Here is a 24902-nt window from a genome sequence, read left to right as displayed (position 1 = left end):
TAACCGAGCTCGTCGTGGCGCGCCAGTGCGCTCCGCGCCGAGGCTGGTGGGCGGACGACGAAGGCGGAACGGTCACCCGTCCCGCCTCCACCGTGGTGCGTTATGTGAACGGCCCTCATGGACCGATGGAGGACGGGGCCTCAGGTAATGGTCTTCTCGTCACCCGGAGTCACCAGGACCACCCGGCGACGGCGGGTCACCAGGAACATCGCGGCACCTGCGGCGATCACGGTCGCCCCGAGGCCACCGATCAGCGTCGCCTGCGGGCCGGTCACCGGCAGGCCGCCGTCGCCGCCGCCACCACCGCCGTTCGACCCGTCGACCACGATGAAGGCGAAGGCGTCGGTGTTGTCGCTGGCGTCGACGTCCTCGGCCTGCACACCCCTGACCTGCTCGGGCAGCTGCGCCTTGGTGATCTTCGGACGGGTCTGCTGCACCCCGAGCGAGGCCACGGCGACGGAACCGCCCAGGGCACCCGGTTTCACGTCCTTGGCGACCCGGACCAGCATGCTGACCTCGACGCCGGAGAAGGCGTCGTCCTCGCCGTTGGTGTCGTCCTGCGTCGGGATCATCACCAGGTCGTCCCAGGTGCAGACGACCGAGGTCTGGTCCTCGGCGAAGTCACAGCCGTCCATCGGGGTGGTGAAGGTGACACCCTCGGGCAGCTTGACGGTGCTCCGGAGGCCGACGCTGGTCTGGTCGCCCTGGTTGAAGGCGGTGTACAGCAGTTCGGCGTACTGGCCGGCCTTCAGGTCGTCGTGGACGGTGGCGCCGTCGTCGGCGATGGTGATGCCCCGCTTGACGTCCTCGGCAAGCACCAGCAGATCGGGCCCGTTGACGCCGGTCAGCTCGACGGTGGCGGACGTGCTGTTGTTGGACTCGTCGGTGTCGTCCGGCGACTCGATGGTCACGGTGACCGGGGCGCCGTAGCTGCCCTTGATCTCGACGTTCCTGAAGATGACCACCGGCACGTCGATGGTCTCGCCCGGGCCCGGCAGGTCGGCGCCGGGTATGTCACAGGTCCAGCGGACCGGCCTGCCCTCGCCCTCCACATCGCACTTGTCGGCGAGCGGGAGCGCCGCCACCTTGTCGAAGTCCACCTTCGACACGTCGATGCCCACCGTCAGGGAACCCGGCGTGGCGTCGCCCCTGTTGGTGATCTTCGCGAAGGCGACCTTCCCCTCGACGCCGGCGGCGAGCCTGGTGCCCACCACGTCCAGCGAGAGGTCGGTGGCCCCGGCCGCGTGGGCGGGCGTGCCGAGAACGGTCAGTGCGCCGGATGCCAGCAGGGCGGCGGCACCGAGCCGCACCAGCGGCCGATTACGGAAGGTCATTGGCTGTTCCCCCGTGGGATGAGCGGAAGGGTCGCGCGCCGCACGTTAGCGGCCCACGATCATCGCCGCCACCCCCGATCGCAGGTGTCGCCAACTGCCCACCTAAAGATCACTTAAAGATTGTCCGGATTGATGGCCCTTGCTCTCCCACTTGAGCCCTGGGAGACCCGACCGGGGCGATCGGATCGAACTGCACGGACGGTAGCGGCAGACCGTTCGGACGATGCCCGGTCGGGCATCTACTCATGACGCAGCGCGCAGCCCTCCGCACGCAGCGCAGGGGCGAACACCCGACCCGAGCCCGCGGGTCCGGCATACGGCGAACGCCCGACCCGAGCCGCCGACCCGGATCCCCGCTGCCCCTCACCCGGCGGCGGTTGCCGCCACCGGACCGGGCCCTCCGGTCAGCGCGCCTCGACCAGCGGCAGGGACTTCCCGGCACCGCCGCCCGGCAGGGCGATCGAGGAGAAGTGCGACACCACCCGCTCGTCGGTCGGGTCGTCGGCCGGCGTCCGGTGCACGGCCAGCCGGCGGTAGAGCGTGTCCCGCTGGGCCGGGATCCGGTCCGCGGAACGGATCATCCCGATCAGCTCGTGCAGGTTGGAGCGGTGCCGGGCACCCGCCGAGGAGATCACGTTCTCCTCCAGCATGATCGAACCGAGGTCGTCCACGCCCATGTGCAGCGCGAGCTGACCCACGTCCTTGCCGGTGGTCAGCCAGGACGCCTGCAGGTGCGGCACGGTCTCGAAGAACAACCGGGCCACGGCGACCAGCCGCAGGTACTCCAGCGTCGTGGCCTGGGTGCGGCCCTTGAGGTGGTTGTTCTCCGGCTGGTACGTCCACGGGATGAAGGCGCGGAAGCCCTGCGTGCGGTCCTGCACGTCCCGGATCATCCGCAGGTGCTCGATCCGCTCGGCAGCCGTCTCACCCGTGCCCATCATCATCGTGGCGGTGGACTCGACGCCCTGCCGATGGGCCAGCTCCATGACCTCCAGCCAGCGCTCACCCGACTCCTTGAGCGGGGCGATGGCCCGGCGGGGGCGCTCCGGCAGCATCTCCGCGCCGGCCCCCGCGATCGAGTCCAGGCCGGCGGCCTTGATCCGGGCGATGGCCTCGTCCAGCCCCACCCCGGACACCTTCGCCATGTGCAGGATCTCGCTGGGGCCGATCGAGTGGATGGCCAGCTGCGGGTACGCCTTCTTGACCGAGGAGAACAGCTCCTCGTAGTACTCCACGCCGTACTCCGGATGGTGTCCGCCCTGGAGCATGACCTGGGTGGCGCCCAGCTCGACCGCCTCGCCGCAGCGGCGCAGGATCTCCTCGGTCGGGTGGGTCCAGCCCTCCCGGTGCTTCGGGGCCCGGTAGAAGGCACAGAACTTGCACGCCGTCACGCAGACGTTCGTGTAGTTGATGTTGCGATCGATCAGGTAGGTGACGATGTTGTCCGGGTAGCGCCGCCGGCGCACCGCGTCGGCCGCCTCGCCGAGCGCGTGGAACGGTGCCTCCGTGTAGAGCAGCAGTGCCTCTTCGGGCGTGATCCGCCCGCCGTCCGCGCCGCGCCGCAGGATGTCGTCGATCTCCCGGCTCACCATCACCCCCCGAGCCTACGTCGCCTGTGGTACCCACCGCACCGGGCACCACCACCGGTGACGAACGCCCTACGGACCCGGTCTGACGGCGTTCCCACAACGTGTAGCGGAAAGTGAGCGACCGCGTGATGACGTCCGGCGGAACCCCGATCGTGATCATGGCGCAGGCCCCGGACGCCGTACGAACGCCGAGGTCCGTCCCGGCGCCCGCACGGGCACCCGGTCGACGCGCCGGTAGAGCAGCAGATCCCCACTGCGACCCGACTTGCGCCAGGTGGCGCCGGACAACTCCGGAACGATCATCGGAGGCTCACTCTCGCTGCCGACCCGGGCGGATCACCACCCGGCGCAACGGCGGAGAGAGCGAATCCTGTCAGGCGTCGTAGTCGATCGTGAGGGTGTCGGTGAGTGGGGTGGACTGGCAGGTCAGCACGTACCCGGCGGCCACCTCGTCGGGCTCCAGCGCGTAGTTGCGGGCCATCTGGACCGCGCCGTCGACGACCTTCGCCTTGCAGGTCGAGCAGACCCCGCCCTTGCAGGCGTAGGGCAGCTCGCCACGCACCTTCAGCGCCGCGTCCAGGACCCGCTCGTCGCGGCCCATCGTGAAGACCGACGAGCGGCCCTCCAGCACGATGGTCACCTCGGCGCCGACGCCGGGCTCGTCGTCCGGCCGGCGCACCGGCTCCGGCGGGGCGTCGACATGGAACAGCTCCGTGTGCACCGCCGAGTCCACGACACCACGCTGCGCCAGCACCGCCCTGGCGTCCACCACCATGCCGTACGGCCCGCAGAGGAACCACTCCTCGATGGCCTCGCCGGGCACGATGGTGTCCAGCAGCCGACCCAGCCGCTCCGCGTCGACGCGCCCGGACAGCAGCGGCGACTCGCCCTGCTCCCGGGACAGCACGTGCACCAGGTGCAGCCGGGTCGGGTAACGGTCCTTCAGGTCGGCCAGTTCCTCGGCGAACATCACCGAGTTGGCCGTGCGGTTGCCGTACACCAGGGTGAACGTGCTGGCCGGCTCGACGGCCAGGGCGGTCGCGACCAGCGACAGCACCGGGGTGACGCCCGAGCCGGCGACCACCGCGCCGTAGTGGCGGGCCCGGTCCGGCGCGAAGGCGGTGGTGAAGTGCCCCAGCGGCGGCAGCACCTCCACCGTGTCGCCGTGCCGCAGGGCCCGGCACGCGTACGCGGAGAAGGCCCCACCGGGGACCTCCCGCACCCCGATCCGCAGTCGGCCGTGCCGGGCCAGGTCGTCCGGGGTCGAACAGATCGAGTACGACCGCCGCACATCCTCGCCGCCCTCGCCGACGCGGCGCACGGTCAGGTGTTGACCGGCGGCAAACGCGAAGGTGCCCCGCAGTTCCTCGGGTACGGCGAAGGTGATCGCCACCGCGTCGGCGGTCAGCCGGTCGACGGCGCGGACGGGCAGCGGGTGGAAGACCGGCCGGCGACGGACCGGCCTGGTGATGGAGACAGTCACAGCGCCTTCAGGTGGTCGAAGGGTTCGGAGCAGGAGCGGCAACGCCACAGTGCCTTGCAGGCGGTGGAGCCGAAACGGCTGATCTGCTCGGTCTCCGGGGACCCGCAGCGTGGGCAGCGCACGGCCAGGGTCAGCGGCACCGCGCCGCCGCCGGACGTCGCGGGGGCAGGCGGGGCGATGCCGGCGGCGGCGAGCTTGGCCCGCCCGGCCTCGGAGATCCAGTCGGTGCTCCACGCCGGGCTGTGCACCGTCCGCACCTCGGCGTCCGGGTGACCGACGGCGGCCAGTGCCCGGCGGATGTCGGCGCGGATCACGTCCATCGCCGGGCACCCGGTGTAGGTGGGGGTGATGGTGACGACGACCCGGCCGGTGGCCCGGTCCTCCTCGACCGCCCGCAGGATGCCCAGGTCGGCGATGGTGACCACCCGGATCTCCGGGTCCACCACCGCCGCGACGGCCTCCCCGGGGCTGGTCACCGCATCGCCTTTGCTCGCGACTGCGGGGCTCCGCTGCGCTGCACTCCTCGCGCTCACCACATCGCCTTCGCTCGCGACTGCGGGGCTCCGCTGCGCTGCACTCCTCGCGCTCACCACATCGCCCTCGCTCGCGACTGCGGGGCTCCGCTGCGCTGCACTCCTCGCGCTCACCACGCCGCCCCCGGGTGGGCACGGTGCAGCACCTGCATCTCGGTGAGCAGGTACGACAGGTGCTCGGTGTGCACACCGTCCCGCCCGCCGGCCGGCGACCAGGTCGTCGCCGGCCGGGTCAGCGTCGCCTCGGCCAGCACCTCGTCGACCGTCGCGTCGAACCGCGGGCGGAGCGTGGCCGGGTCGACCGGGGCCGCCGGGGCCGCCGCGAACAGCTCGTGGGTGTACGGCCACACCTCGGCCACGGCCGCCTGCATCCGCCGGTGTGACTCCTCGGTGCCGTCGCCCAACCGGGTCACCCACCGCGAGGCGTGATCCAGGTGGTACGCCGACTCCTTGCGCGTCTTCGCCCCGATCGCGGCCAGCCGCTCGTCGTCGCAGCCGGCCAGCGCGGTGTAGAGCGGCAGCTGGTAGGCCGACAGGAACAGCAGCTTCGCCATGGTCACCGCGAAGTCGCCGTTGGGCAGCTCCACCAGCAGGCAGTTGCGGAACTCCCGGTCGTCGCGCAGGAACGCCAACGCGTCCTCGTCCCGGCCGGCACCCTCCAGCGTACCGGCGTACGTCAGCAGCAGGCGTGCCGCGCCGAGCTGGTCGAGGGCGATGTTGGCCAGCGCGACGTCCTCCTCCAGCTCCGGTGCCCGGGTGGTCCACTCGGCCAGCCGCTGGGCGGCGACCAACGCGTCGTCGCCGAGGCCGAGGGTGAACTCGAACAGGTCGGCGGTCACAGGTGGGCCACCCCGTCCGGCACCTCGTAGAAGGTCGGGTGGCGGTAGACCTTGTCGGCCGCCGGGTCGAAGAAGGCGTCCTTCTCGTCGGGGCTGGACGCGGTGATCGCGCCCGCCGGCACCACCCAGATCGAGACACCCTCCTGGCGGCGGGTGTAGAGATCGCGGGCGTTACGCAGGGCCAGCTCGGCGTCGGGTGCGTGCAGGCTGCCGACGTGGGTGTGCGACAACCCGCGCCGGGCTCGCACGAAGACCTCCCACAGGGGCGACTGTTCGGTCATGCGGCGACCTTCTCCTTCTTCCTCGCCTGCTTGGCCGCGTACGCCGCGGCGGCCTCGCGGACCCAGGCACCCTCGGTGTGGGCGCGGCGGCGGTGTGCCATCCGCTGCCGGTTGCACGGCCCCTCGCCCTTGATCACCCGCATCAGCTCGTCGTAGTCGGGCTGGGTGTAGTCGTACGCCTGCCGGTCCTCGTTCCAGCGCAGGTCGGGGTCGGGCAGGGTCAGGCCGAGGATCTCCGCCTGCTGCACGCACATGTCGACGAAGCGCTGGCGCAGCTCGTCGTTGGAGAAGCGCTTGATCTTCCAGGCCATGGACTGCCCGGAGTGGGTGGAGTCGCCGTCGGGCGGGCCGAACATCGCCAGCGACGGGTACCACCAGCGGTCGACGGCGTCCTGGGCCATCGCCTTCTGCTCCGGGGTGCCGTGCGCCATCGTGTGCAGGATCTCGTAGCCCTGCCGCTGGTGGAAGGACTCCTCCTTGCAGACGCGGATCATCGCGCGGGCGTACGGACCGTAGGAGCAGCGACAGAGCGGCACCTGGTTCACGATCGCCGCGCCGTCCACCAGCCACCCGATCGCACCGACGTCGGCCCAGGTCAGAGTCGGGTAGTTGAAGATCGAACTGTACTTCTGCCGGCCGTCGAGCAGCAGGTCGACCAGTTCGTCGCGGCTGATCCCGAGGGTCTCGGCGGCGGCGTACAGGTAGAGGCCGTGGCCGGCCTCGTCCTGCACCTTGGCCAGCAGGATCGCCTTGCGCTTGAGCGAGGGGGCCCGGCTGATCCAGTTGCCCTCCGGCTGCATGCCGATGATCTCGGAGTGGGCGTGCTGGGCGATCTGCCGGATCAGGGTCTTCCGGTACGCCTCGGGCATCCAGTCCCGCGGTTCGATCTTCTGGTCGGCGTCGATGACCTCGGCGAAGTAGGCGGCCAGGTCGTCGTCGGGCCCGGCCGCGCCGCGCCGGCCGCGCTCGGCGGCCTCGCGCAGCGCCGCTTCCGCCGCCTCGACCTCACCGAGCAGGCCGCCGCCGGGGGTGTCCTCGGCGGAGAAGTCGTTGCCATACATGCGTTCAGTGTTACAGCTTGCAGCCCTCGACACCAGAGGGTGTCACAGGATTCGACGACGCCCCCGGTCACGTGCCCGTCGCGACCCGTGACGCGCACCAGCTATGACTCGCGTCACAAAAACCTGATAAATCCTCACAACACCCGCGCAAAGGCTCGTTGTCCCGACTTCATCGTGAGTTGGCCGGTGTCGAGGCCTGGCGTGCCGCCGAACCACACGTAGACTTCCTGCGTCACACCGATCGGCTGACGACGATCGCCAGCTCGACAAGGGGCCACCTCCCCCGGCCCTGACGGTCCGCCGGTCAGTCCTGGCAACAGCCGGTCCCCCGGCCCTGACACCTGGAGCTCGTCCGCTCATGCGATCCCGCGTGACCCTGGTGCTCGCCGTCGTGGCGGTCCTCCTCGGAGGCGTCATGCTCGTGCCCGCCGCCTACGCCCGGCTCGCCGCCACCGACGGAGGCACCGGCGGCGCCCAGAGCGTGGCCGCCCCCGCACCCACGGTCCCGCCGCCCCCGACCCTGGCCGCCGGCCCGGTCTCGGTGAACTTCAAGGGCGAGTTCTTCTCCTGGGCTCTGCTGGACCGGCAGACCGGCCAGGTCTCCGGGTCGACGAACATGACCGCCACCAGCTCCACCGAGTCGATGATCAAGGCCTGGATCGTCGCCGACTACCTGCGCCAGCTCGGCGACAAGGAGCCGTCGGCAAAGTTGAAGCGCCAGGCCAGCCTCGCCATCCGGGACAGTGACGACGACGCCGCGAACGCCGTCTACTACGCCGCCGGCGGCTCCTACCGCAAGTCGCCGGACGGCCAACCGAATCCGGTGATCAAGCGGGCGATCGGCATCTGCGGCCTGACCGACACCAAGCGCGGCAACGTCAAGGGGTACGAGGGCTACTGGAGCTTCACCAGGATGTCCCCCCGGGACGCCGTCCGGCTCGGCGACTGCATCGCCGACGGCAAGGCGGCAGGGCCGAAATGGACCAGCTGGTTGCTGGACGAGATGTCCAAGGTGCGCGGTAGCGTCAAGAGCCAGCAGGTCAAGTCCGGCGGCGGCAGGTGGGGCATCATCGACGGCCTGCCCGCCGAGATCAAGTCCCAGGGCCCGGTCAGCATGAAGAACGGCTGGACCAAGCTGTACTACGACGGGAACTGGCACATCAGCTGCCTCGCAGTGACCGGGAAGTGGAGCCTGTCGGTGATGCTGCGCTACCCGCACAAGAGCGGGCTCGAGTACGGGGCCCGGGTCTGCGCGGGCGTCGCCACGCAGCTCGTGACCCCGCAGCCCGGCGCCGCCCTCAAGGTGCCCCAGCAGCCCGCCGGGAAGCTCTGATGGCCCGCCGCCGCGGCGGGCCGGGCGACCCCTCCCCCGCGAAGATCATCGTAACGGCTGCCGTGCTGATCGGTCTCGTCCTCGTCTCCCTGCGCCTGCTGCCCGGCTCCCCCTTCGAATCCTCGGCCGCCGCGACCTGGGGCGGCGTCGGCGGCGGCACCGCCATCACCGACGACGGCCCCGCCACTCGTCGTTCGCGCCCGTCACCCTCGCCCAGCCCGTCGCCGGAACCGCTGCCGTTCGTCCCCCGCGACCTCGACCTCGACCTCGACGGCTGGTACGGCTGGAGCCTGCTGGACCGGCGCTCCGGCGAGATCGTCGGCTCCCCCGACATGGCCGAGACGAGCACCACCGCCTCGATGATCAAGGCCTGGATCGTCGCCGACTACCTGCGGCGCACCGACGAGGCCGGCCGAAAGCCGACCGAGGCGAAGCTCGCCGACCTCACGAAGATCATCCGGGACAGCGACAACACCCGGACCGAGCAGCTCTACACGGAGATCGGCCGGTCCGAGTCGATCAAGCGGCTGCTGAAGACCTGCACGTTGACCGACAGCAACGTCGCTCCCGACAAGGGCTGGAGCCGAACCGCGCTGTCCCCCCGGGACACGGCCCGCCTCGGGGACTGCATCGCCGACGGTAAGGCCGCCGGCAAGGAGTGGACGAGCTGGCTGCTCAAGGAGATGCGCCTGGTGCGCGGCGCCGGCGACTTCGGCATCCGCAAGGCGTTCCCGAGCGCCGAGCGCAAGACCATCGCCATCAAGAACGGCTGGGTCGACCGCATCCGCGAACAGGAGATCCACGTCAACTGCCTGGCGATCGGCGACACCTGGACCATGGGCGTCATGCTCCGCTACCCCATCGGCAGGGGCTACGAGTACGGCATGGACAACTGCCGGAAGGTCACCAAGGCACTGCTCCGCAGCGCCACCTGACCCTCCGGGGGCGGTGGGGAAAGCTCAGCCGCTGAAGAAGGCCGGGCCGTCGGCCGGCAGCGCCGGAGCAGCACCGACCTCCGCGGCCCGCCGGGCGAACTCGCGCAGGCCCGCCACCTGCCGCTCGCCGAGCGAGAAGTCGAGCACCCGGAAGTACTCGGCCAGGGTGGCCGCGTCGAACGGCTCCCACCGGGCCGCCGACTCGGCGACCTGGCCCAACTCCGCCAGGCACAGGTCACGGGAGCGCAGGAACGCCTCGTGCACCTCCTTGACCAGGCCGGGATGGGCGGTGGCGAAGTCGCGGCGTACGGCCCAGACGGCGAAGACCATCGGCAGGCCCGTCCACTCCCGCCAGGCCTGCCCCAGGTCGGTGACCTCCAGCCCACGCCTCGGCGCCTCGTGGAGGGCGCGCAGCGCCACATCCCCGATCAGCACCCCGGCGTCGGCCTCCAGCAACATCTGGGTCAGGTCGGGTGGGCAGCGAAAGTACTCCGGGCGCACCCCGTACCGCTCGCCGAGCAGGAGCTGGGCCAGCAGGACCCCGGTGCGCGACGTGGAGCCGAGCGCCACCCGGGCACCGTCCAACTCCGCGAGGGGCTTCGTGCTCACCACGTTGACCGAGAGCACCGGCCCGTCGCTGCCCACCGCCAGGTCGGGCAGGAGCAGCAGCTCGTCGGCGTGTCGCAGGTATTCGACGTTCGAGATCGGCCCGATGTCCAGGTCACCGGCGACGAGCGCGGCGCTGAGCCGGTCGGGTGAGTCCTTGTGCAGGTCGACGTCGATCAGCGCGCCCGAACGCATCAGACCCCAGTAGATCGGCAGGCAGTTGAGGAACTGGATGTGCCCGACCCGGGGACGTGCGACGCGCTCGACCATGCCCCGACCGTATCCCCGTACCACCTCGCCTGCTGAGCTGGCCGCCCCGGAAGTGGCCAAACCCGCATCCCACCGCCCGCCCGACGGGCGGGAAATGCGGTGGAGGCGGGTACGGTGCAGGCGTAGGCTGTTGGGCCGCCGACGGCCGAGGTGAGCAGGCACCGGAGCGGACGTCCCCGCGCCGGACGGGCGGCCATCCGCCTTCCGGAGACGCGAGCGATCAGCAGATGACCTCGAACGGGAAGTCAGCATGACCGCAGTCGAACTCGACCCCCACCACGCACAGCCGGGCTCCGCACACCCCGACAGCGACCGTGTGCACCACGACGGCGGCGACACCGCCCGCCTCGACGGCGACCACGCCGCCCCACGGGACCACCTCGACGGCGACCTGGCCGCCGAACGGGAGCACCTCGACGCCTCCCGGGCCGCGCTGGGGCGGATGCGCACCCGCGCCGAGGCGCTCTTCGCCGGGGGCCACCAGGTGGCCGGCGACGCGTACGCCGCGGAGACCCTCGGCCGCACCCTGGCCCGCCGGGTCGCCGAACTGGCCGACGACCCCGACACGCCGCTGTTCTTCGGCCGGCTCGACTTCGGCGCGTCCGACCGGGACCACGCCGGGCGGCGCTACCACGTGGGGCGGCGGCACGTCGCCGACGACACCGGTGAGCCGCTGGTGCTGGACTGGCGGGCACCCGTGTCCCGGTCGTTCTACCGGGCCAGCGCCCGCGAGCCGCAGGGCGTGGCCGTGCGTCGCCGGTTCGGCTACCAGCGGGGCGAGCTGACCAGCTTCGAGGACGAGCACCTCGACCGGGGCGAGGAACTGGGCACCGCCAGCCGGATCCTCACCGCCGAGATCGAGCGGCCCCGCGTCGGCCCGATGCGCGACATCGTCGCCACCATCCAGCCCGAGCAGGACGAACTGGTCCGCGCCGACCTGGCCGCCTCGATCTGCGTGCAGGGCGCACCGGGAACCGGCAAGACGGCGGTGGGGCTGCACCGGGCCGCGTACCTGCTCTACCTGCACCGGGAACGGCTCCGCCGCTCGGGGGTGCTCGTCGTCGGCCCGAACCGGGCGTTCCTGGCGTACATCGCAGCGGTCCTGCCGGCGCTCGGCGAGGTCGAGGTCGCGCAGGCCACCGTCGAGGACCTGGTCGACCGGGTGCCGGTGCGGGCGACGGCCGACCACCCGACCGTCGCGGCGGTCAAGCACGACGCGCGGATGGCCGAGGTGCTGCGCCGCGCCGTCGAGGCCCACATCGGCACGCCCAGCGACCCGATCATGATCTCCGACGGTTCGTTCCGCTGGCGCATCGGCCTGGACCCGCTGCACCGGGTGGTCGAGGAGACCCGCCGCGAAGGGCTGCCGTACGCGACCGGGCGGGAACGGGTCCGCGCCCGCGTCGTCAGCCTGTTGCAGCGGCAGGCCGAGGCCCGGCGCGCGGAGTCGCCGAGCGACGCCTGGCTGCGCCGGACGGGCAGGTCCCGCCCGGTCACCGAGTTCCTGGACGCGGTGTGGCCGGCCCTCACCCCGGACGGCCTGGTGCACGCGCTGCTGAGCGACCCGGCCCGGCTGGCCTCGGCGGCCGACGGCCTCCTCACCCCCGACGAACAGGCCCTGATCGCCGGCTCGCCGGCCCGCACGGCGACCATCGGCACCCGGCTGGGCCGGACGGCGAAGGCGACGAGGTGGACCCCCGCCGACGCGGTGCTCATCGACGAGGCTGCCGGGCTGATCGAACGCCCGACGGGCTTCGGGCACGTGGTCGTCGACGAGGCCCAGGATCTCTCCCCCATGCAGTGCCGGGCGATCGCCCGCCGCAGCGAGCACGGCTCGATCACCCTGCTCGGCGACCTCGCCCAGGGCACCGCCCCGTGGGCCGCCACCGACTGGCGGGAGACACTGCGCCACCTGGGCAAGCCGGACGCGACCGTGGTGCCGCTGACAGTCGGGTTCCGGGTGCCTGCCGCCGTGGTCGCGCTGGCCAACCGGCTGCTGCCGGCGCTCGCCGTGGACGTGCCGCCCGCGGAGTCGCTGCGCCGCGACGGCGCGCTCGACGTGCGTACCGTGACCGACCTGACCGCCGCGACGGTGGCGGAGGTGCGGGCGGCGCTCGCCCACGAGGGGTCCGTCGCCGTCATCGCCGCCGACGACGCGGTCGGCGGCCTGCGCGCGGCGCTCGCGGCAGCCGACGTCGACACCGCGACCGTCGACGACCCGGCCGCCGCGCGGGTCACCGTGGTGCCCGCGAGCCTGGTCAAGGGCCTGGAGTACGACCACGTGGTGGTGGTCGAGCCGGCCGCGATCGTCGCCGCCGAACCACGCGGACTGCACCGGTTGTACGTGGTGCTGACCCGGGCGGTGTCCCGGCTGTCGGTGCTGCACGCCGAGCCACTGCCCGATCCCCTCACCTGAGCGCGACCGGCCCGGCCACGGCCGGAGGCCGGCACCTCCCCGCCGACGCCAAGGAGCAGCAATGATCCTCGCCCGCGCCGAACAGGCCACCCGCCGCTACGGCGACGTGCTCGCGCTGGACCGCGTCGACCTCGACGTGCGCGCCGGCGAACTGGTCGGCCTGCTCGGGCCGAACGGGGCCGGCAAGAGCACCCTGCTCAACCTGCTGGTCGGGCTGCGCCGACCGACCTCCGGGCGGGTCGAGCTGTTCGGCGGTGACCCGCGCGACCCGGCGTCCCGGCTGCGGATCGGGGTCACCCCGCAGGAGACCGGCCTGCCCGGCACGCTGCGGGTCGGCGAGGTGGTCGACTTCGTCTCCGCCCACTACCCCGATCCGGTGCCCCGGGCCGAACTCCTGGACCGTTTCGGCCTCGGCGAACTGGTCCGGCGGCAGTGCGGCGGGCTGTCCGGCGGGCAGCGGCGGCGCCTCGCCGTGGCGCTGGCCTTCGTCGGCCGTCCCCGGCTGGTCGTCCTCGACGAGCCGACCACCGGCCTCGACGTGGAGGCGCGGCACGCCCTGTGGCAGGCGATCCGGGCGTTCCACGCCGACGGCGGGACGGTCCTGCTGAGCAGCCACTACCTGGAGGAGGTGGAGGCGTTGGCCCAGCGGGTGGTGGTGATCGGGCACGGCCGGGTGCTCGTCGACGACACCGTCGCGGCGGTGCGGGCCGTCGTCGGCGTACGCCGGGTCAGTCTCGTCGCCGACACGCTGCCGGCGCTGCCCGGCGTGGTGCGCACCGAGCGGGTCGACGGCCGCACCCACCTGCTCACCGCCGACGCCGACCAACTGGTCCGCGACCTGGTCACCTCCGGGGTGGCTTTCCACGACCTGGAGGTGCGTCCCACCTCGCTGGAGGAGGCCTTCCTCGCGATCACCGCCGACGACGCCGCCCAACCGGCCCCCGCCTGAGGAGACGACGTGCAACTCACCCTGGTCCACGCCCGCTACCAGCTACTGGAAACCGTCCGGATTCCGATCGCCATCTTCGGCAGCGCCTTCTTCCCCGCCGCCGCGATGCTCTTCTTCGTGGTGCCCTTCGCCGGGAAGGATCCCGTCGGCGCCACCTACGCGACCGCCGCGATGGTCACCTTCTCGGTGATGAGTGCCAACATCTTCCAGTACGGCGTCGGCGTCGCCGAGGACCGTGACCAGCCGTGGAACCCGTACACCCGGACGCTTCCGGCCGGCGCCGCGCCGCGCTTCGCCGGCCGGGTACTGGCCGGGCTGGCGATCACCTATCTCTCGCTGGTGCCGGTGGTGCTGATCGGCGCGACGCTGACCGCCGCCCGGACGACCCCGGGCGCCCTCCTGCTCGCGCTGCCCACCGTGGCGGTGATCTCGGTGCCGTTCACCCTGATGGGCCTCGCCATCGGATACTCGCTGCCGAGCAAGGCGGCGATCGTCGTGGCGCAGCTCGTGTTCTTCCCGCTGGCCTTCGGCGGTGGCCTGCTCAGCGCTCCCGACCAGGCCCCCGGGTTCATCGAGGCGGTGGCGCCGTTCGTGCCGACCCGGGGGGCCGTGGAGCTGATGTGGGCGACCGTGGGCGACTACCCGGTCAACCCGCTGGCGCTGGTGATGCTGGGTGTGTGGGTGGTGGGGCTGGCCGCGCTGGCCGGGTGGGCGTACCGGCGGGACGAGGGTCGCCGGTTCAGTTGACCAGACGACCGTTTCCGCCCCGCGCGGCGGCGTACCGGTGCCACCATGCCCGAAGGGGCCCGGCCGGTCGGGGCCACCCCCGCGCCGAGAGGGGTCGACGTGAGCACCGTCCCGCCGGGTACGCCCTGCTGGGTCGACCTCGCCACCCCGGGCCTGGACGAGGCACGGCGGTTCTACCCTGAGCTGTTCGGGTGGACCGGCCGGGTGGACCCGGAACCGGAGGCCGGCGGGTACACCGTCTTCCTGCTCTCCGGGCGTGCCGTGGCGGGCGCGGGACCGCCAGCGGTGCCCGACCAGGAGCCGATCTGGTCGACGTACGTGGCGACCGACGACGCGAACCTGGTCGTGGGGCGGGTGCGCCGGGCCGGCGGGCAGGTCGTGGTGCCGCCGTTCCCGGTGTTCGACCGGGGCCGGATGGCCGTCTTCGCCGACCCGGCCGGGGCCGCGTTCAGTGTCTGGCAGCCGATGACCTTCGGTGGGACCGAGATGTCCGACCGGCCCGGCACGATGAGCTGGACGGAACTGGTCACCCCCGACCCCGAGGGCGCGAAGGAGTTCTACGGGCTGGTCTTCGGCTGGCAGCCCTACGACGAGCGGCCGGGGCCGGGCACGTACGCGGCCTGGCGGCTCGGGGACCGGGTGGTGGCCCGGATGGTGTCGCCGCCGGCGGGCGGGTCCCCGCTCGACGGGCCGGCGTACTGGTCGGTGTCCTTCGCCGTGGCCGACGCCGACGCCACCGCCGCCCGCGCGGCCGAGCAGGGTGGCACGATCCTGGTCCCGCCGCGCCCCGTGCCGACGGGCCGGCAAGCCGTCCTCCGCGACCCTGAAGGCGCCCTGTTCGCCGTAACCACCCACCCCACCCCCTCCCGGCAGGGTTGATCAACAAGTTCTCAGCGGGGGCGGGTGGGGACCACCAGGGGGCCGTGTTCACCGGGGATGACCTTGACCGTGGCACGGTAGTGGCGGGCGAGCAGTTCCTCCGTGAGAACCTGCGCGGGAGTGCCGGTGGCGACGACCCGGCCGTCGGCGAGCAGCACCATGCGGTCGGCGTACTCACCGGCGACGGAGAGGTCGTGCATGGTGGCGACCACGGTCAGGCCGTGCGCCCCGCGCAGCTGGTCGACCAGTTCGAGAACCTCCTGCTGGTGACCGATGTCCAGCGCACTGGTCGGCTCGTCCAGCAGCAGCAGCGTGGCCCCCTGGGCGAGCGCCCGGGCCAGGAAGACCCGCTGCCGTTCGCCGCCGGACAGGGTGGCCAACTCCCGGGCCTGGAAGCCCGCCAGGTCCAGTCGGTCCAGGACGTCGTGCACGGCGGCGAGGTCGGCGGCGGACTCGCGACCCAACGCCGGAATGTACGGGGTGCGGCCCAGCAGCACGTAGTCCAGCACCGACATGCCGGCCGGCACGACCGGGGACTGGGCCACGGTGGCGACCACCCGGGCCCGGTCGCGGCGGCGTAGCGCGCCGAGACGCGTACCGAAGAGGGAAACGGCGTCCGGCGCGGGCAGCAGGCCGCCGACGGCGCGCAACAGCGTCGACTTGCCGGCGCCGTTGGGGCCGATCACGGTGACCCACTCGCCGGCTGCGACGGTCAGGTCGACACCGGCCAGGATCGGTGCTCCGCCGAGGCTGACGTGCAGGTCCCGCACCTCGACAGCCGGCACCGACCCGGTCCCCGACGACACGGGACCGGACGACGGTTCAGGACCGGCCGGCACCGGAGCCGACGTAGTCACGTCAGCACCCGCCGGGTGGTACGCAGCACGAGTACGAAGAACGGGCCACCGAGCAGCGCGGTCACCACGCCGATGGGAATCTCCTGCGGGGCGGCGGCCGTGCGGGCCACCACGTCGGTCAGCGCGAGGAACGCCCCGCCGAACAGCAGCGACAGGGGCAGGATGACCCGGTAGCTCGACCCGGCGAGCAGCCGAACGGTGTGCGGGACGATGATCCCGACGAAGCCGATCAGCCCGGACGCGGAGACGGCGGCGGCGGTGCCCAGCGAGGCGGCGGCGATCAGCAGGTAGCGGGACCGCTGCGGGTGCAGCCCGAGGCTGGCGGCCTCGTCGTCGCCGACGGAGAGCACGTCCATCTCCCGCCGGTACAGCAGCACCACCAGACTGGTGACCAGGAAGTACGGCAGCACCAGGCGGACGTCCTCCCAGCCGGCGGTGGCGAGGCGACCGAGCAGCCAGGAGTAGACCTGCTGGATGCTGTCGGAGTTCCGCTGGAGCAGGTAGGTCTGCCCGGCGGAGAAGAACGCGGAGACGGCCACGCCGGCCAGGATCAGGGTGGCCGGGGAGCGACCCCGCCCACCGGACACGCCGAGCAGGTAGGTCAGCAGCACCGCGCCGAGCGACCCGACGAACGCGGCCAGCGGGATGGTGACGGGCAGGCCGGTGAGCGTGCCGCCGGCCGCCCCGCCGAGGGTGATCACGGCGGTGACCGCCAGGCCGGCGCCGGCGGCGACGCCGAGCAGGTACGGGTCGGCCAGCGGGTTGCGGAACACCCCCTGGTAGCAGCCGCCGGCCAGGGCGAGCAGCCCGCCGACGAGCAGGCCGAGCACGACGCGGGGCAGCCGCAGCTCGGTGACGATGGCGATCTCCCGCTCGGTCAGCCCGCTGTCGAGGCGTACCCCCGGAATGAGGTTGAGCAGTTCGGCCGCGACGCTGCCCGGCGGCAGGGCGACCGGGCCGAGCGACACCCCGACGACCAGGGCGACCAGCACCGCGGCGACACCGGCGACGAGCCAGCGCGGGCGCAGCCCGGCCGGCCGGGACGCGACGGGCGTCCCGGCCGACCGCAGCGGCGTGGTCGGCTGCCGCTCGCGGCGGCGGTCACCTCCGGTCACGGGCAGGGCCGTGGTCACCGGCGGGCGTCCGTCACGGGGTCGCCGTGGCGGTGGCGTCGACGATGGCGCGCAGCAGGTCCACCACGCGCGGCCCCCAACGGGAGGCCACGTCGTCGTCGAGGGCCACGATCTGGTTGTTCTTCACCGCGGTGATGCCGGACCAGCCGCCGCGGGCCTTGACGGTCTCCGGGCTCTGCTGGCAGCACTTGGTGTCGGCGAGGAAGATGAAGTCCGGGTCGGCGTCGACGATGACTTCCTGGGACAGCTGCGGGTAGCCACCGTTGCTGCCGTCGGCGTCGGCCGCGTCGGCGATGTTCTCCAGGCCGGCGAGCGTGTAGAGCGAGCCGATGAAGGTCTTGCTGGTGGCGGTGTACAGCTCCGGGCCCAGCTCGTGGAAGTAGGTCGGCTTCTCGGCCCGCTCCGGCACCTCGGCGACGATCTTGGCGATGTCGTCCTTCATCCGCTTCGTGACGTCGGCGGCGGCGTCGACGTTGCCGGTCAGCGCGCCCAGCTCGGTGATCTGCCGGTAGGAGTCGTCCAGCGTCTTCGCGGCCGGGTTCAGGTGGACCGGGATCTTCAGCGCGGTGAGCTGGTCGACGATCTTGTTGGTGTCGTTGGCGAGCACCACCAGGTCGGGGTTGCGCGCGGCGATGGCCTCGGCGTTCGGCTGGTAGCCGGACAGGTCGGTCTTCGGCGCGTCGGCCGGGAAGTTCGACTGGTCGTCGACGGCGGTGACCTGGGGGCCCGCGCCGATGGCGAACAGCATCTCGGTGGCCGTCGGCGACAGCGACACGATCTTCTCGGGCCGCTCCTGGAGGGTCAGCGAGCCGACCGTGACGGGGAAGGCGGCGGCGGAAGAACCGCCGGCATCGGGGGTGGGCGTGTCCGAGGTCTTCTCGGCGCAGGCACCGAGGGTCAGCGCGGCCACCGCGAGGGTGGCGGCGAAGATCCGGGGGGTACGTCTGAACATCGGTCCTCCTGTCGGTCGAGGTGGTGCTTCGCCGACAGGACGCGTACGTCCGTCCGCGAGGCGCCCTTCCTCGAGAGCGCGGGTCGCGACCGCACCGCAGGCGACCTGGCTCGTCCCCGGCAGGGGCATCACAGTTGCGGGACAGCACCGGTTTCGCACCGGCTTCGCTGTGGCGTGGTCGGTAAGACGGTAGCGCACGCCGCGCGGCCCTCTTCCTGGTCACGCAGCGATCCCCGCCGAGCGGCCGCCGACTCCTGCGCGGGGGCGGGAGACGACGACCACTCGACGGGGATTCATCCGCTTTCCTGCCGGATCGGGGCCCTGCCCGAGGTGGAACGGGGCCCTGCCGGGTGGGACGGGGCCCCGTCGGGGGTGGAACGGGGCCCCGCCGGATCAGGAGGCGGTGATGGTGACGTTGTCCACAGCCGCCTCGACCAGGCTCGCGCCCGAGGCGTCCGCAGCCTCCACCAGGATCCGGACGGACTGCCCGGCGTACGGGGTGAGGTTGAGGCTCGACACCGTCCAGGAACCGTTGCGGTTGGTCGCCGCCCCGGCCTGGTTGAGCAGGGTCGTGGTGCCGCCGTTGTGCACCACACTGACCCGGAAGTAGTCGGCCGAGGACGAGTTCGAGGCGTGCGCCAGGTACCAGGCCAGCGACAGGGTCAGGGTGCCGCTCGACGGCAGGGTCACCGCCGGGGACCGGGCGCTGGTGGCACCGCTGTCGATGTCGTAGGAACCGGCACCACTGCCGGCCGGCGCGCCGGTGACCAGGCTGTTGCTGCCCGCGTACGGGGTGAGCTGCTTGGCGCCGCCGGAGTTGGTCGCCTGCGCGGCACCCCGCTCGAACTGGCCGGTGGTGGCGTTGTCCGTGCCGCCGGGGTTGATCGTCCAGCCGGTCGCGGTCTCGAAGGTGTCCGACCAGACCGTGGTGCCACCGCCACCGCCGCCGCAGTACTGCGACTGCTTGCCGATCGCCCGGTACGGGCAGTCGGCGTACTCGCTGAGGATCAGCACCGCCTCCCGGTTACGCGACGTCTGCGCGGGGATCACCTCGTCGGGCGGGTAGAAGCCGCCGCCGGAGGCCGAGCCCGGGTACAGCTCGAAGGTGTACGCCCAGATGCCGTGCGCCGCCCACATCCAGTCGATGCTGCCACCGTCGGTGATGTACAGGTCGCTGGACTGCTGCGGGGTGAAGCCGTTGGTGGCCGCCATCTGCTGGCCGATGGTGGCGAAGGTGTTGTACTGGTCGGCCGTCATCCCGGTGGTGGTGTTGTTGGTGGTGTGGCCGAACGGCCACAGCACCAGCTCCGAGTACGTGTGGAAGTCGATGTTGGCCTTGATCTGCTGCGTCCCACCGACGACGCGGCTGTTGACGAAGTTGCGCAGCGCCTGGGTCTCCGGCGCGGAGAACGCCGACGGGCCCCGGTAGGTGTCCGACGAGGTGGAGCCGGACGAGCCGCCGCAGCAGCCCCACAGGTAGCCCCAGTTGCGGTTCAGGTCGGTGCCGACGTACGACGAGCCGCTGTTCGGCTGGCGGTTCTTACGCCACGACCGGTACGAGCCGGTGGCGATGTCGTACTCACTGCCGTCCGGGTTGACCGTCGGGACGATCCACAGTTCCCGGGTGTTGACGATGTCCCGGATCCGGGAGTCGGAGTTGTAGTTGTCGGTGAACAGGTTGAGCAGGTAGATCGCCATCTCGACGGTCAGGTGCTCCCGCGCGTGCTGCTGGGAGTTGAACAGGATCTCCGGCTCGTTCTCGTCGGAGGCGACGTTGTCGGAGATCTTCACCGCCATCAGGTCACGGCCCTGGTACGAGGTGCCGATGCTGATCTTCCGGGCGATCGTCGGGTGGTCGGCGACCACCTTGTTGACCACGGCGGTCAGCTCGGCGTAGTCGTGGTAGTTGGAGTCGGCGGGCGGGAAGGCCAGCGTGCCGGCCTCGGCCTGACCCCGGTCGGTGGGCAGCGCGGCGACCGCCTCCAGCCGGAACCCGAGACGGCTGATGGCCGCCGCCTCGGCCCGGGTGGCCGAGATGTGCAGGACGCCGTGTTCGGAGTAGTCGATCGCGGCGCCCGTACGGGCCACCGCGTCGCGGTCGGCGAGGGTCTTCGGGCCGAGCACCCGGTAGGGCACGGCGGCAGGTTGCGCGTCCCGGTCGGGGGCGGGCCGGGCGGACACGGGCGGGGCGGCGAGCGTGAGCAGGCCCAGCCCGGCCGCGATGACGAGCGCCAGACCACGGCGCAGAGGGATGGAGCGGAAGGCCATGGAACCTCCTCGAGGTGCGGGCGGACCCGCCCGGTGGAGGACAGCCCACCACCGGTCACATGGTCATATCAATATCGATCGTTGCTCGGCTCATCCCAACCTGATCGTCACTTCGGCGACATGTTCCCCTGCCACAGGGTCACCGGAGGGCGGGCCGCCCGGAAGGTTCCCCTGCCACAGAGCCGAAGGGCGGGGTGGGGGAGGGCGGCGGGTCGGGGAGTCCGGCGACGCCGGTCACGCCCGGCGGCCGGGGTCACCGTCCTGCTCGTCCTCGCCGGCCAGGGCGGAACGCAGCCGGTCCTTCTCGGCCCGCCGCCGCTGCGCCGCCGCGGCCAGTTCCGTGGCCATCTCCTCCCGCCACTGACGCAGCAGGAAGAAGGAGGCCGCCGCGGAGAAGATCACCGCGAGCATCAGCTTCAGCAGGAAGTTCAACTCCACCGGCCACAGTGCCAGCAGCACGATGACGAACAACCCGATCCGGCCCAGCGTGTACTTGACGGCCCCGCTCACCCTTCTCCCTTCCCCGACGCCGGTCGATCCGGCGGCGATGTCAGCCCGTCCGCGCGGTCAGCCCGTCCGGGCCTGTTCAGCCCGTCCGGCGAGCCAGCCAACGGACGCCGTGGAACCAGACCACCGCATACACCAGGGTGAACGTGGCCGCCCCCAGCGCTCCGGACGCCAACGACGGCAGCGCGCCGCCCAGCCCGGCCACCACCAGCCCGGTCACCACCGCCAGCGTCGCGGCCGACAGGGCGGCCACCACCCGGGCCGCGCCGAACTCCCAGGCCCGGAAGTCGTCCAGGAACAGCCACGCCGGCAGGATGACCGCCAACCAGCCGTTGGCACCGCCGAACCCACCGTCGCCGAGCCAGGTGAACAACCCGTCGAACAGCACCAGGGCGAGCAGGCCGATCACGAGGCCGGCCAGGGCCACCCCGACCAGGTCGCCCGGGACACGGATGCGCCCCTGCGCGTCGCGCCGGGGAAACCCGGCCTGCTGCTCGGTCATGGCCCTGTCAGGGTACGTGCCCGGCTCAGGCCCAGACCTGCTGAGGCTCGGCGCGGCGCTCGGCCAGCGACGGGGCGGCGTCGTACTCGCGGACCACCTCGTAGCGGGTGTTGCGCTCCACCGGCTGGAAACCGGCGTCCCAGATGAGGTGCAGCAGGTCGTCGCGGTGCATGGTGTTCGGGGTGCCGTACGAGTCCGCGTCATGAGTGATCTTGTATTCCACGACCGACCCGTCCAGGTCGTCGACGCCGAAGTTCAGCGAGAGCTGGGCCACCGACAGCCCGTGCATCACCCAGAAGCACTTGACGTGCGGGACGTTGTCGAACAGCAACCGGGACACCGCGAACGTCTTCAGCGACTCGGCCGGCGCGGCCATCGTGGTGCGCGCCTGGATCCGGTTGCGCACCTTGCCGTCCGCCGAGTCGACGAAGTCGTGCTGGTAGCGCAGCGGGATGAAGACCACGAAGCCGCCCGTCTCGTCCTGCAGCTCACGCAGCCGCAACACGTGGTCGACCCGGTGCCGGGGCTCCTCGATGTGGCCGTAGAGCATGGTCGACGGGGTCTTCATGCCCTTCGAGTGGGCCAGCCGGTGGATCCGCGACCAGTCCTCCCAGTGGCAGGCGTGGTCGACGATGTGCTGGCGGACCTCCCAGTCGAAGATCTCCGCGCCGCCGCCGGTCAGCGACTCCAGACCGGCCGCCATCAGCTCGTCGAGGATCTCGTCGGCGCCCAGCCCGCTGATCTTCTCGAACCACTGCACCTCGGTGGCGGTGAACGCCTTCAGCTTGACGTTCGGCAGCGCCGCCTTCAGCTCACTGAGCACCTTCGGGTAGTAGCGCCACGGCAGGGTCGGGTGCAGGCCGTTGACGATGTGCAGCTCGGTGAGCTGCTCGTCCTCCATCTCCTTGGCCTTGCGCACGGCCTCGTCGATGCGCATCGTGTACGCGTCCTTCTCGCCCGGCTTGCGCTGGAAGGAGCAGTACGCGCAGCTCGCACTGCACACGTTGGTGAGGTTCAGGTGACGGTTGACGTTGAACATCACCCGGTCGCCGTTCAGCTCGGTGCGCTTATGGTGCGCCAGCCGGCCCAGCCAGGCCAGGTCGTCGCTGTCGTACAGGGCGATGCCGTCCTCGCGGGTCAGCCGCTCGCCGGCGTACACCTTCGCTTCGAGGTCACGCTTGAGCCCGGCGTCCATCTGCAAGCCACGTCCCTTCCACCTGCGGTCGGAGTCGAGCCTACGTCGGTCGTCCGACCGGCTCACAGCACGGTCGTCCGAGGGCGGCCCACCCCACGAACTCTCAGCCTCCTGTTACCCGCCGAGACATCGACATCGTTACGCGGCTGAGGTAAACAAGGGTGGGGGACGACACACTGGTACCGTCCCCACGGCCGCGCCCGTGACAGCGCGGACCCAGCACGCCGGACGGGGAGCGGAATGGTCGACAGCGGGCGCGGGCGACGGCAGCGACGACGTGACCCGGTGATCTCGCCGGTGCTCCGGCCGATGCTCTGGTCCGCTCTCCTCGGCGCCGTCGCCGCCGCCGTCCTCGCCGCCCCCGCGTACGCCGAGCCCGGCGTGCCCGTCACCGTCCCGGACAGCGGCTCCCGCCCCACCGTGTCGAGCCCGCTGCTGCTGCCCGGCGGCGTCGCCGCCCCGGGCCTGCCCGGACAGCCCGCGCCGGGGGTCGCCGCGCCGGCCACCGATCCGCTCCAGGCACAGATCACCGCTGTCGAGACCCGCATCGGTCAGCTCGGCACCCAGCTCCTGCAACTCGAACAGCAGCGCACCGAGGCCGAGACGCAGCTACGCACCGCCGAACGCGACCTGGAGTTCGCCCGCGACGCCCTCACCGGGGCGCAGCGGCGCGCCGACACCGCCGCCGCCCAGGCACTCAAGGCCGCCGCCGCCCTGCCACCCGGCGAGTTCGCGACCGACCTGCGCGATCTGACCATGCTCCAGCGGCTGCACAGGGGTGACCGCCGCGAGGAGTCCACCAACGCCGCCGCCAGCCAGCTCACCCGCGCCCGCACCGACGAGCAGACGGCCTACCAGGCGTACCTGTCGGCCGAGTCGCGGGCCAAGGGAATCCAGGAGCAGTACGCCGCCACCGAGAAGGCGCTGCGCGCCGAGGAGGCGAAGCTGCTCAAGCTGCGGGAGGAACACTCCGCGCGGCTGGTCGAGCTGGCCCGTCAGCAGGAGGCGGTCGAGCAGCAGCTCGGTGCCGGGTACCTCGGCGGCGAGTCCGTCGACGGGCTGGCCGCTCACCCGACGGCACTGGCTGCCCTGGCGTACGCGAAGCGGCAGCTCGGCGACCCCTACCTCTGGGCGGCCGAGGGCCCCGACCGGTTCGACTGCTCCGGCCTGATCTGGGCCGCCTACCGGTCGGCGGGCTACTACGACCTGCCCCGCGTCTCCCGCGACCAGTACTACGCCACCCGGTCGCGGACGGTGGCCCGCAACGCCCTGCTCCCCGGCGATCTCGTTTTCTTCGCCTCCGGCAGCAGTTGGACGAGCATCCACCACATGGGGATGTACATCGGCGGCGGCAAGATGATCCATGCACCGACCACGGGTGACGTCGTCAAGATCTCGACGGTGAGCTGGTCCCGGCTCTACGCGGCGACCCGGGTGGTCGGTGCGGTTCCCGCCCCGTCCACCCCGCCGAAGCCGAAGCCGAAGCCCACTCCGAAGCCCACGCCGTCGAAGCCCACCACGCCGACGCCGACCCCTACCGGAAAGCCGAAGCCGACCCCGACGACCCCGAGCCCCACGCCCAGCCCGACCGACTCACCGTCGCCCTCGCCCTCCGGCTCGACCTCCCCGTCGCCGACCGGCCAGGCGTCACCCTCCGGCTCGGCTGTCCCGACGGCCTCCGCCTCGGCCTCCCTGGCGCCCTCCGGCTCGGCGTCCCCGTCGGCCTCCGGCTCCACCTCTCCGCTGCCGAAGCCGACCGGGCAGGCGTCGCCCTCGGCGGGCTCCTCGCCGAGCGTCGGAGCCAGCACCAGCGTCCCCGCCACCACGGCGGCGAGCAGCAGCGCGGGGCCGGAGACCAGCGCCTCGACCAGCGCCAGCGCCTCGACCAGTCCCACGACCAGCACCTCGGCCAGTCCTTCGGCGAGCACCGGGAGCTGACCTGCGGGCCACCGTCCCGGGCACCCGGAGCGGATCGCCACCTGGTCCCGGTGCAAGCTGTCCCGGTGACCTGCGGAGTCGATGACCACTCCGGCTGTGCGACGAGGTGCGAATGTGGCACGGTGACAGTCAGGCACTCCCGGTCCGACGCGACGGGTCCGGGTGCGGACGTGGTGCGGAGGGCGAGCATGGCCGACGAAGTGGTTCCGGCGCAGCCGGGTGGGCCCGGATCGGCGTCCGGTCCGGCCGCCCCCGTCGCCGACCGGCCGACGTCCGCAGCACCGGCCAGCACCGC

General features: G+C 72.1%; 22 protein-coding genes and 1 riboswitch. Of the genes, 7 read left to right on the top strand and 15 right to left on the bottom strand.

All coding sequences use genetic code 11. From position 1 onward, the window contains the following. Nucleotides 1-140: 140 nt before the first annotated feature. The 7 genes from GA0070616_RS14150 to paaA all read right to left on the bottom strand — a co-directional run bounded on the left by GA0070616_RS14150 (nt 141) and on the right by paaA (nt 7120). Nucleotides 141-1334 carry a hypothetical protein gene (locus tag GA0070616_RS14150; RefSeq protein WP_091081956.1) on the bottom strand — a complete coding sequence of 398 codons (1194 nt, stop codon included), beginning with the start codon at nt 1332-1334 and terminating at the stop codon, nt 141-143. Between the two features lie 404 nt (nt 1335-1738). Continuing rightward, on the bottom strand, nt 1739-2929 hold the full coding sequence (gene mqnC / locus GA0070616_RS14145) for a cyclic dehypoxanthinyl futalosine synthase (protein WP_091081952.1): 1191 nt from the start codon (nt 2927-2929) through the stop codon (nt 1739-1741). A 367-nt stretch (nt 2930-3296) separates the two neighbouring features. After that, nucleotides 3297-4406, bottom strand: coding sequence for a 1,2-phenylacetyl-CoA epoxidase subunit PaaE (paaE, locus tag GA0070616_RS14140; protein WP_091081949.1), 1110 nt, complete (start codon nt 4404-4406; stop codon nt 3297-3299). After that, nucleotides 4403-4882, bottom strand: coding sequence for a 1,2-phenylacetyl-CoA epoxidase subunit PaaD (gene paaD, locus GA0070616_RS14135; RefSeq protein ID WP_091081946.1), 480 nt, complete (start codon nt 4880-4882; stop codon nt 4403-4405). Before paaD ends, paaE begins: the two co-directional genes overlap by 4 nt. Before the next feature lie 167 nt (nt 4883-5049). Further along, nucleotides 5050-5778: a 1,2-phenylacetyl-CoA epoxidase subunit PaaC gene (gene paaC, locus GA0070616_RS14130; protein WP_091081944.1), complete on the bottom strand. Its 729-nt coding sequence runs from the start codon at nt 5776-5778 to the stop codon at nt 5050-5052. Continuing rightward, nucleotides 5775-6059: a 1,2-phenylacetyl-CoA epoxidase subunit PaaB gene (gene paaB, locus GA0070616_RS14125; protein ID WP_091081942.1), complete on the bottom strand. Its 285-nt coding sequence runs from the start codon at nt 6057-6059 to the stop codon at nt 5775-5777. The genes paaC and paaB overlap by 4 nt, the downstream gene beginning before the upstream one ends. Then, the gene (gene paaA, locus GA0070616_RS14120; RefSeq protein WP_091081939.1) at nt 6056-7120 is read right to left on the bottom strand and encodes a 1,2-phenylacetyl-CoA epoxidase subunit PaaA; all 1065 of its coding nucleotides are present in this window, start codon (nt 7118-7120) and stop codon (nt 6056-6058) included. Before paaA ends, paaB begins: the two co-directional genes overlap by 4 nt. A gap of 358 nt (nt 7121-7478) precedes the next feature. On the opposite strand from paaA, the gene GA0070616_RS14115 reads away from it, so the two are divergent. Both GA0070616_RS14115 and GA0070616_RS14110 read left to right on the top strand, forming a co-directional pair. Next, a complete protein-coding gene (locus GA0070616_RS14115; protein WP_091081937.1) occupies nt 7479-8453 on the top strand; it encodes a hypothetical protein in 975 nt (324 codons plus the stop codon). After that, complete coding sequence (locus tag GA0070616_RS14110) at nt 8453-9388, top strand: serine hydrolase (RefSeq protein WP_091081935.1); 936 nt, start codon at nt 8453-8455, stop codon at nt 9386-9388. Before GA0070616_RS14115 ends, GA0070616_RS14110 begins: the two co-directional genes overlap by 1 nt. 24 nt (nt 9389-9412) lie before the next feature. On the opposite strand, the gene GA0070616_RS14105 is transcribed toward GA0070616_RS14110, so the two are convergent. After that, nucleotides 9413-10264, bottom strand: a complete 852-nt coding sequence (locus GA0070616_RS14105) for a menaquinone biosynthetic enzyme MqnA/MqnD family protein (protein WP_091081933.1) — start codon at nt 10262-10264, stop codon at nt 9413-9415. Between the two features lie 250 nt (nt 10265-10514). On the opposite strand from GA0070616_RS14105, the gene GA0070616_RS14100 reads away from it, so the two are divergent. The 4 genes from GA0070616_RS14100 to GA0070616_RS14085 all read left to right on the top strand — a co-directional run bounded on the left by GA0070616_RS14100 (nt 10515) and on the right by GA0070616_RS14085 (nt 15255). Further along, nucleotides 10515-12680: a HelD family protein gene (locus GA0070616_RS14100; RefSeq protein ID WP_139128897.1), complete on the top strand. Its 2166-nt coding sequence runs from the start codon at nt 10515-10517 to the stop codon at nt 12678-12680. Nucleotides 12681-12741: 61 nt separating this feature from the next. Beyond that, complete coding sequence (locus GA0070616_RS14095; RefSeq protein ID WP_091081930.1) at nt 12742-13629, top strand: ABC transporter ATP-binding protein; 888 nt, start codon at nt 12742-12744, stop codon at nt 13627-13629. Nucleotides 13630-13638: 9 nt separating this feature from the next. Next, entirely contained in the window at nt 13639-14376 is a 738-nt protein-coding gene (locus GA0070616_RS14090) for an ABC transporter permease (protein ID WP_091081928.1), read from the top strand. A 99-nt stretch (nt 14377-14475) separates the two neighbouring features. Continuing rightward, complete coding sequence (locus GA0070616_RS14085; protein ID WP_091081926.1) at nt 14476-15255, top strand: VOC family protein; 780 nt, start codon at nt 14476-14478, stop codon at nt 15253-15255. 11 nt (nt 15256-15266) lie between these two features. On the opposite strand, the gene GA0070616_RS14080 is transcribed toward GA0070616_RS14085, so the two are convergent. The 7 genes from GA0070616_RS14080 to mqnE form a co-directional block, all read right to left on the bottom strand. Then, entirely contained in the window at nt 15267-16061 is a 795-nt protein-coding gene (locus GA0070616_RS14080) for an ABC transporter ATP-binding protein (RefSeq protein WP_091090735.1), read from the bottom strand. Nucleotides 16062-16108: 47 nt separating this feature from the next. Then, nucleotides 16109-17182, bottom strand: coding sequence for a FecCD family ABC transporter permease (locus GA0070616_RS14075; protein WP_091090731.1), 1074 nt, complete (start codon nt 17180-17182; stop codon nt 16109-16111). A gap of 76 nt (nt 17183-17258) precedes the next feature. After that, nucleotides 17259-18197 (bottom strand): ABC transporter substrate-binding protein, encoded by a 939-nt coding sequence (locus GA0070616_RS14070; protein ID WP_091081924.1) that lies wholly within the window; start codon nt 18195-18197, stop codon nt 17259-17261. A 78-nt stretch (nt 18198-18275) separates the two neighbouring features. Beyond that, nucleotides 18276-18414: riboswitch (cobalamin riboswitch) on the bottom strand. 176 nt (nt 18415-18590) lie between these two features. Further along, entirely contained in the window at nt 18591-20465 is a 1875-nt protein-coding gene (locus GA0070616_RS14065; protein WP_091081921.1) for a M14 family metallopeptidase, read from the bottom strand. Nucleotides 20466-20699: 234 nt separating this feature from the next. After that, nucleotides 20700-20975 (bottom strand): DUF4229 domain-containing protein, encoded by a 276-nt coding sequence (locus tag GA0070616_RS14060; RefSeq protein ID WP_091081919.1) that lies wholly within the window; start codon nt 20973-20975, stop codon nt 20700-20702. A 76-nt stretch (nt 20976-21051) separates the two neighbouring features. Then, a complete protein-coding gene (locus GA0070616_RS14055; RefSeq protein ID WP_091081917.1) occupies nt 21052-21474 on the bottom strand; it encodes a hypothetical protein in 423 nt (140 codons plus the stop codon). Between the two features lie 25 nt (nt 21475-21499). Further along, complete coding sequence (gene mqnE / locus GA0070616_RS14050) at nt 21500-22669, bottom strand: aminofutalosine synthase MqnE (protein WP_091081914.1); 1170 nt, start codon at nt 22667-22669, stop codon at nt 21500-21502. Nucleotides 22670-22909: 240 nt separating this feature from the next. Here mqnE and GA0070616_RS14045 point away from each other — a divergent pair, with 240 nt between their 5' ends. Beyond that, nucleotides 22910-24607: a C40 family peptidase gene (locus GA0070616_RS14045; protein ID WP_091081911.1), complete on the top strand. Its 1698-nt coding sequence runs from the start codon at nt 22910-22912 to the stop codon at nt 24605-24607. The last annotated feature ends 295 nt before the right edge of the window (nt 24608-24902 follow it).

The sequence above is a fragment of the Micromonospora nigra genome, assembly GCF_900091585.1.
Classification (GTDB): domain Bacteria; phylum Actinomycetota; class Actinomycetes; order Mycobacteriales; family Micromonosporaceae; genus Micromonospora; species Micromonospora nigra.
Note: the sequence above shows the minus strand (reverse complement) of the source record. Positions and strands in the feature narration are given on the sequence as shown.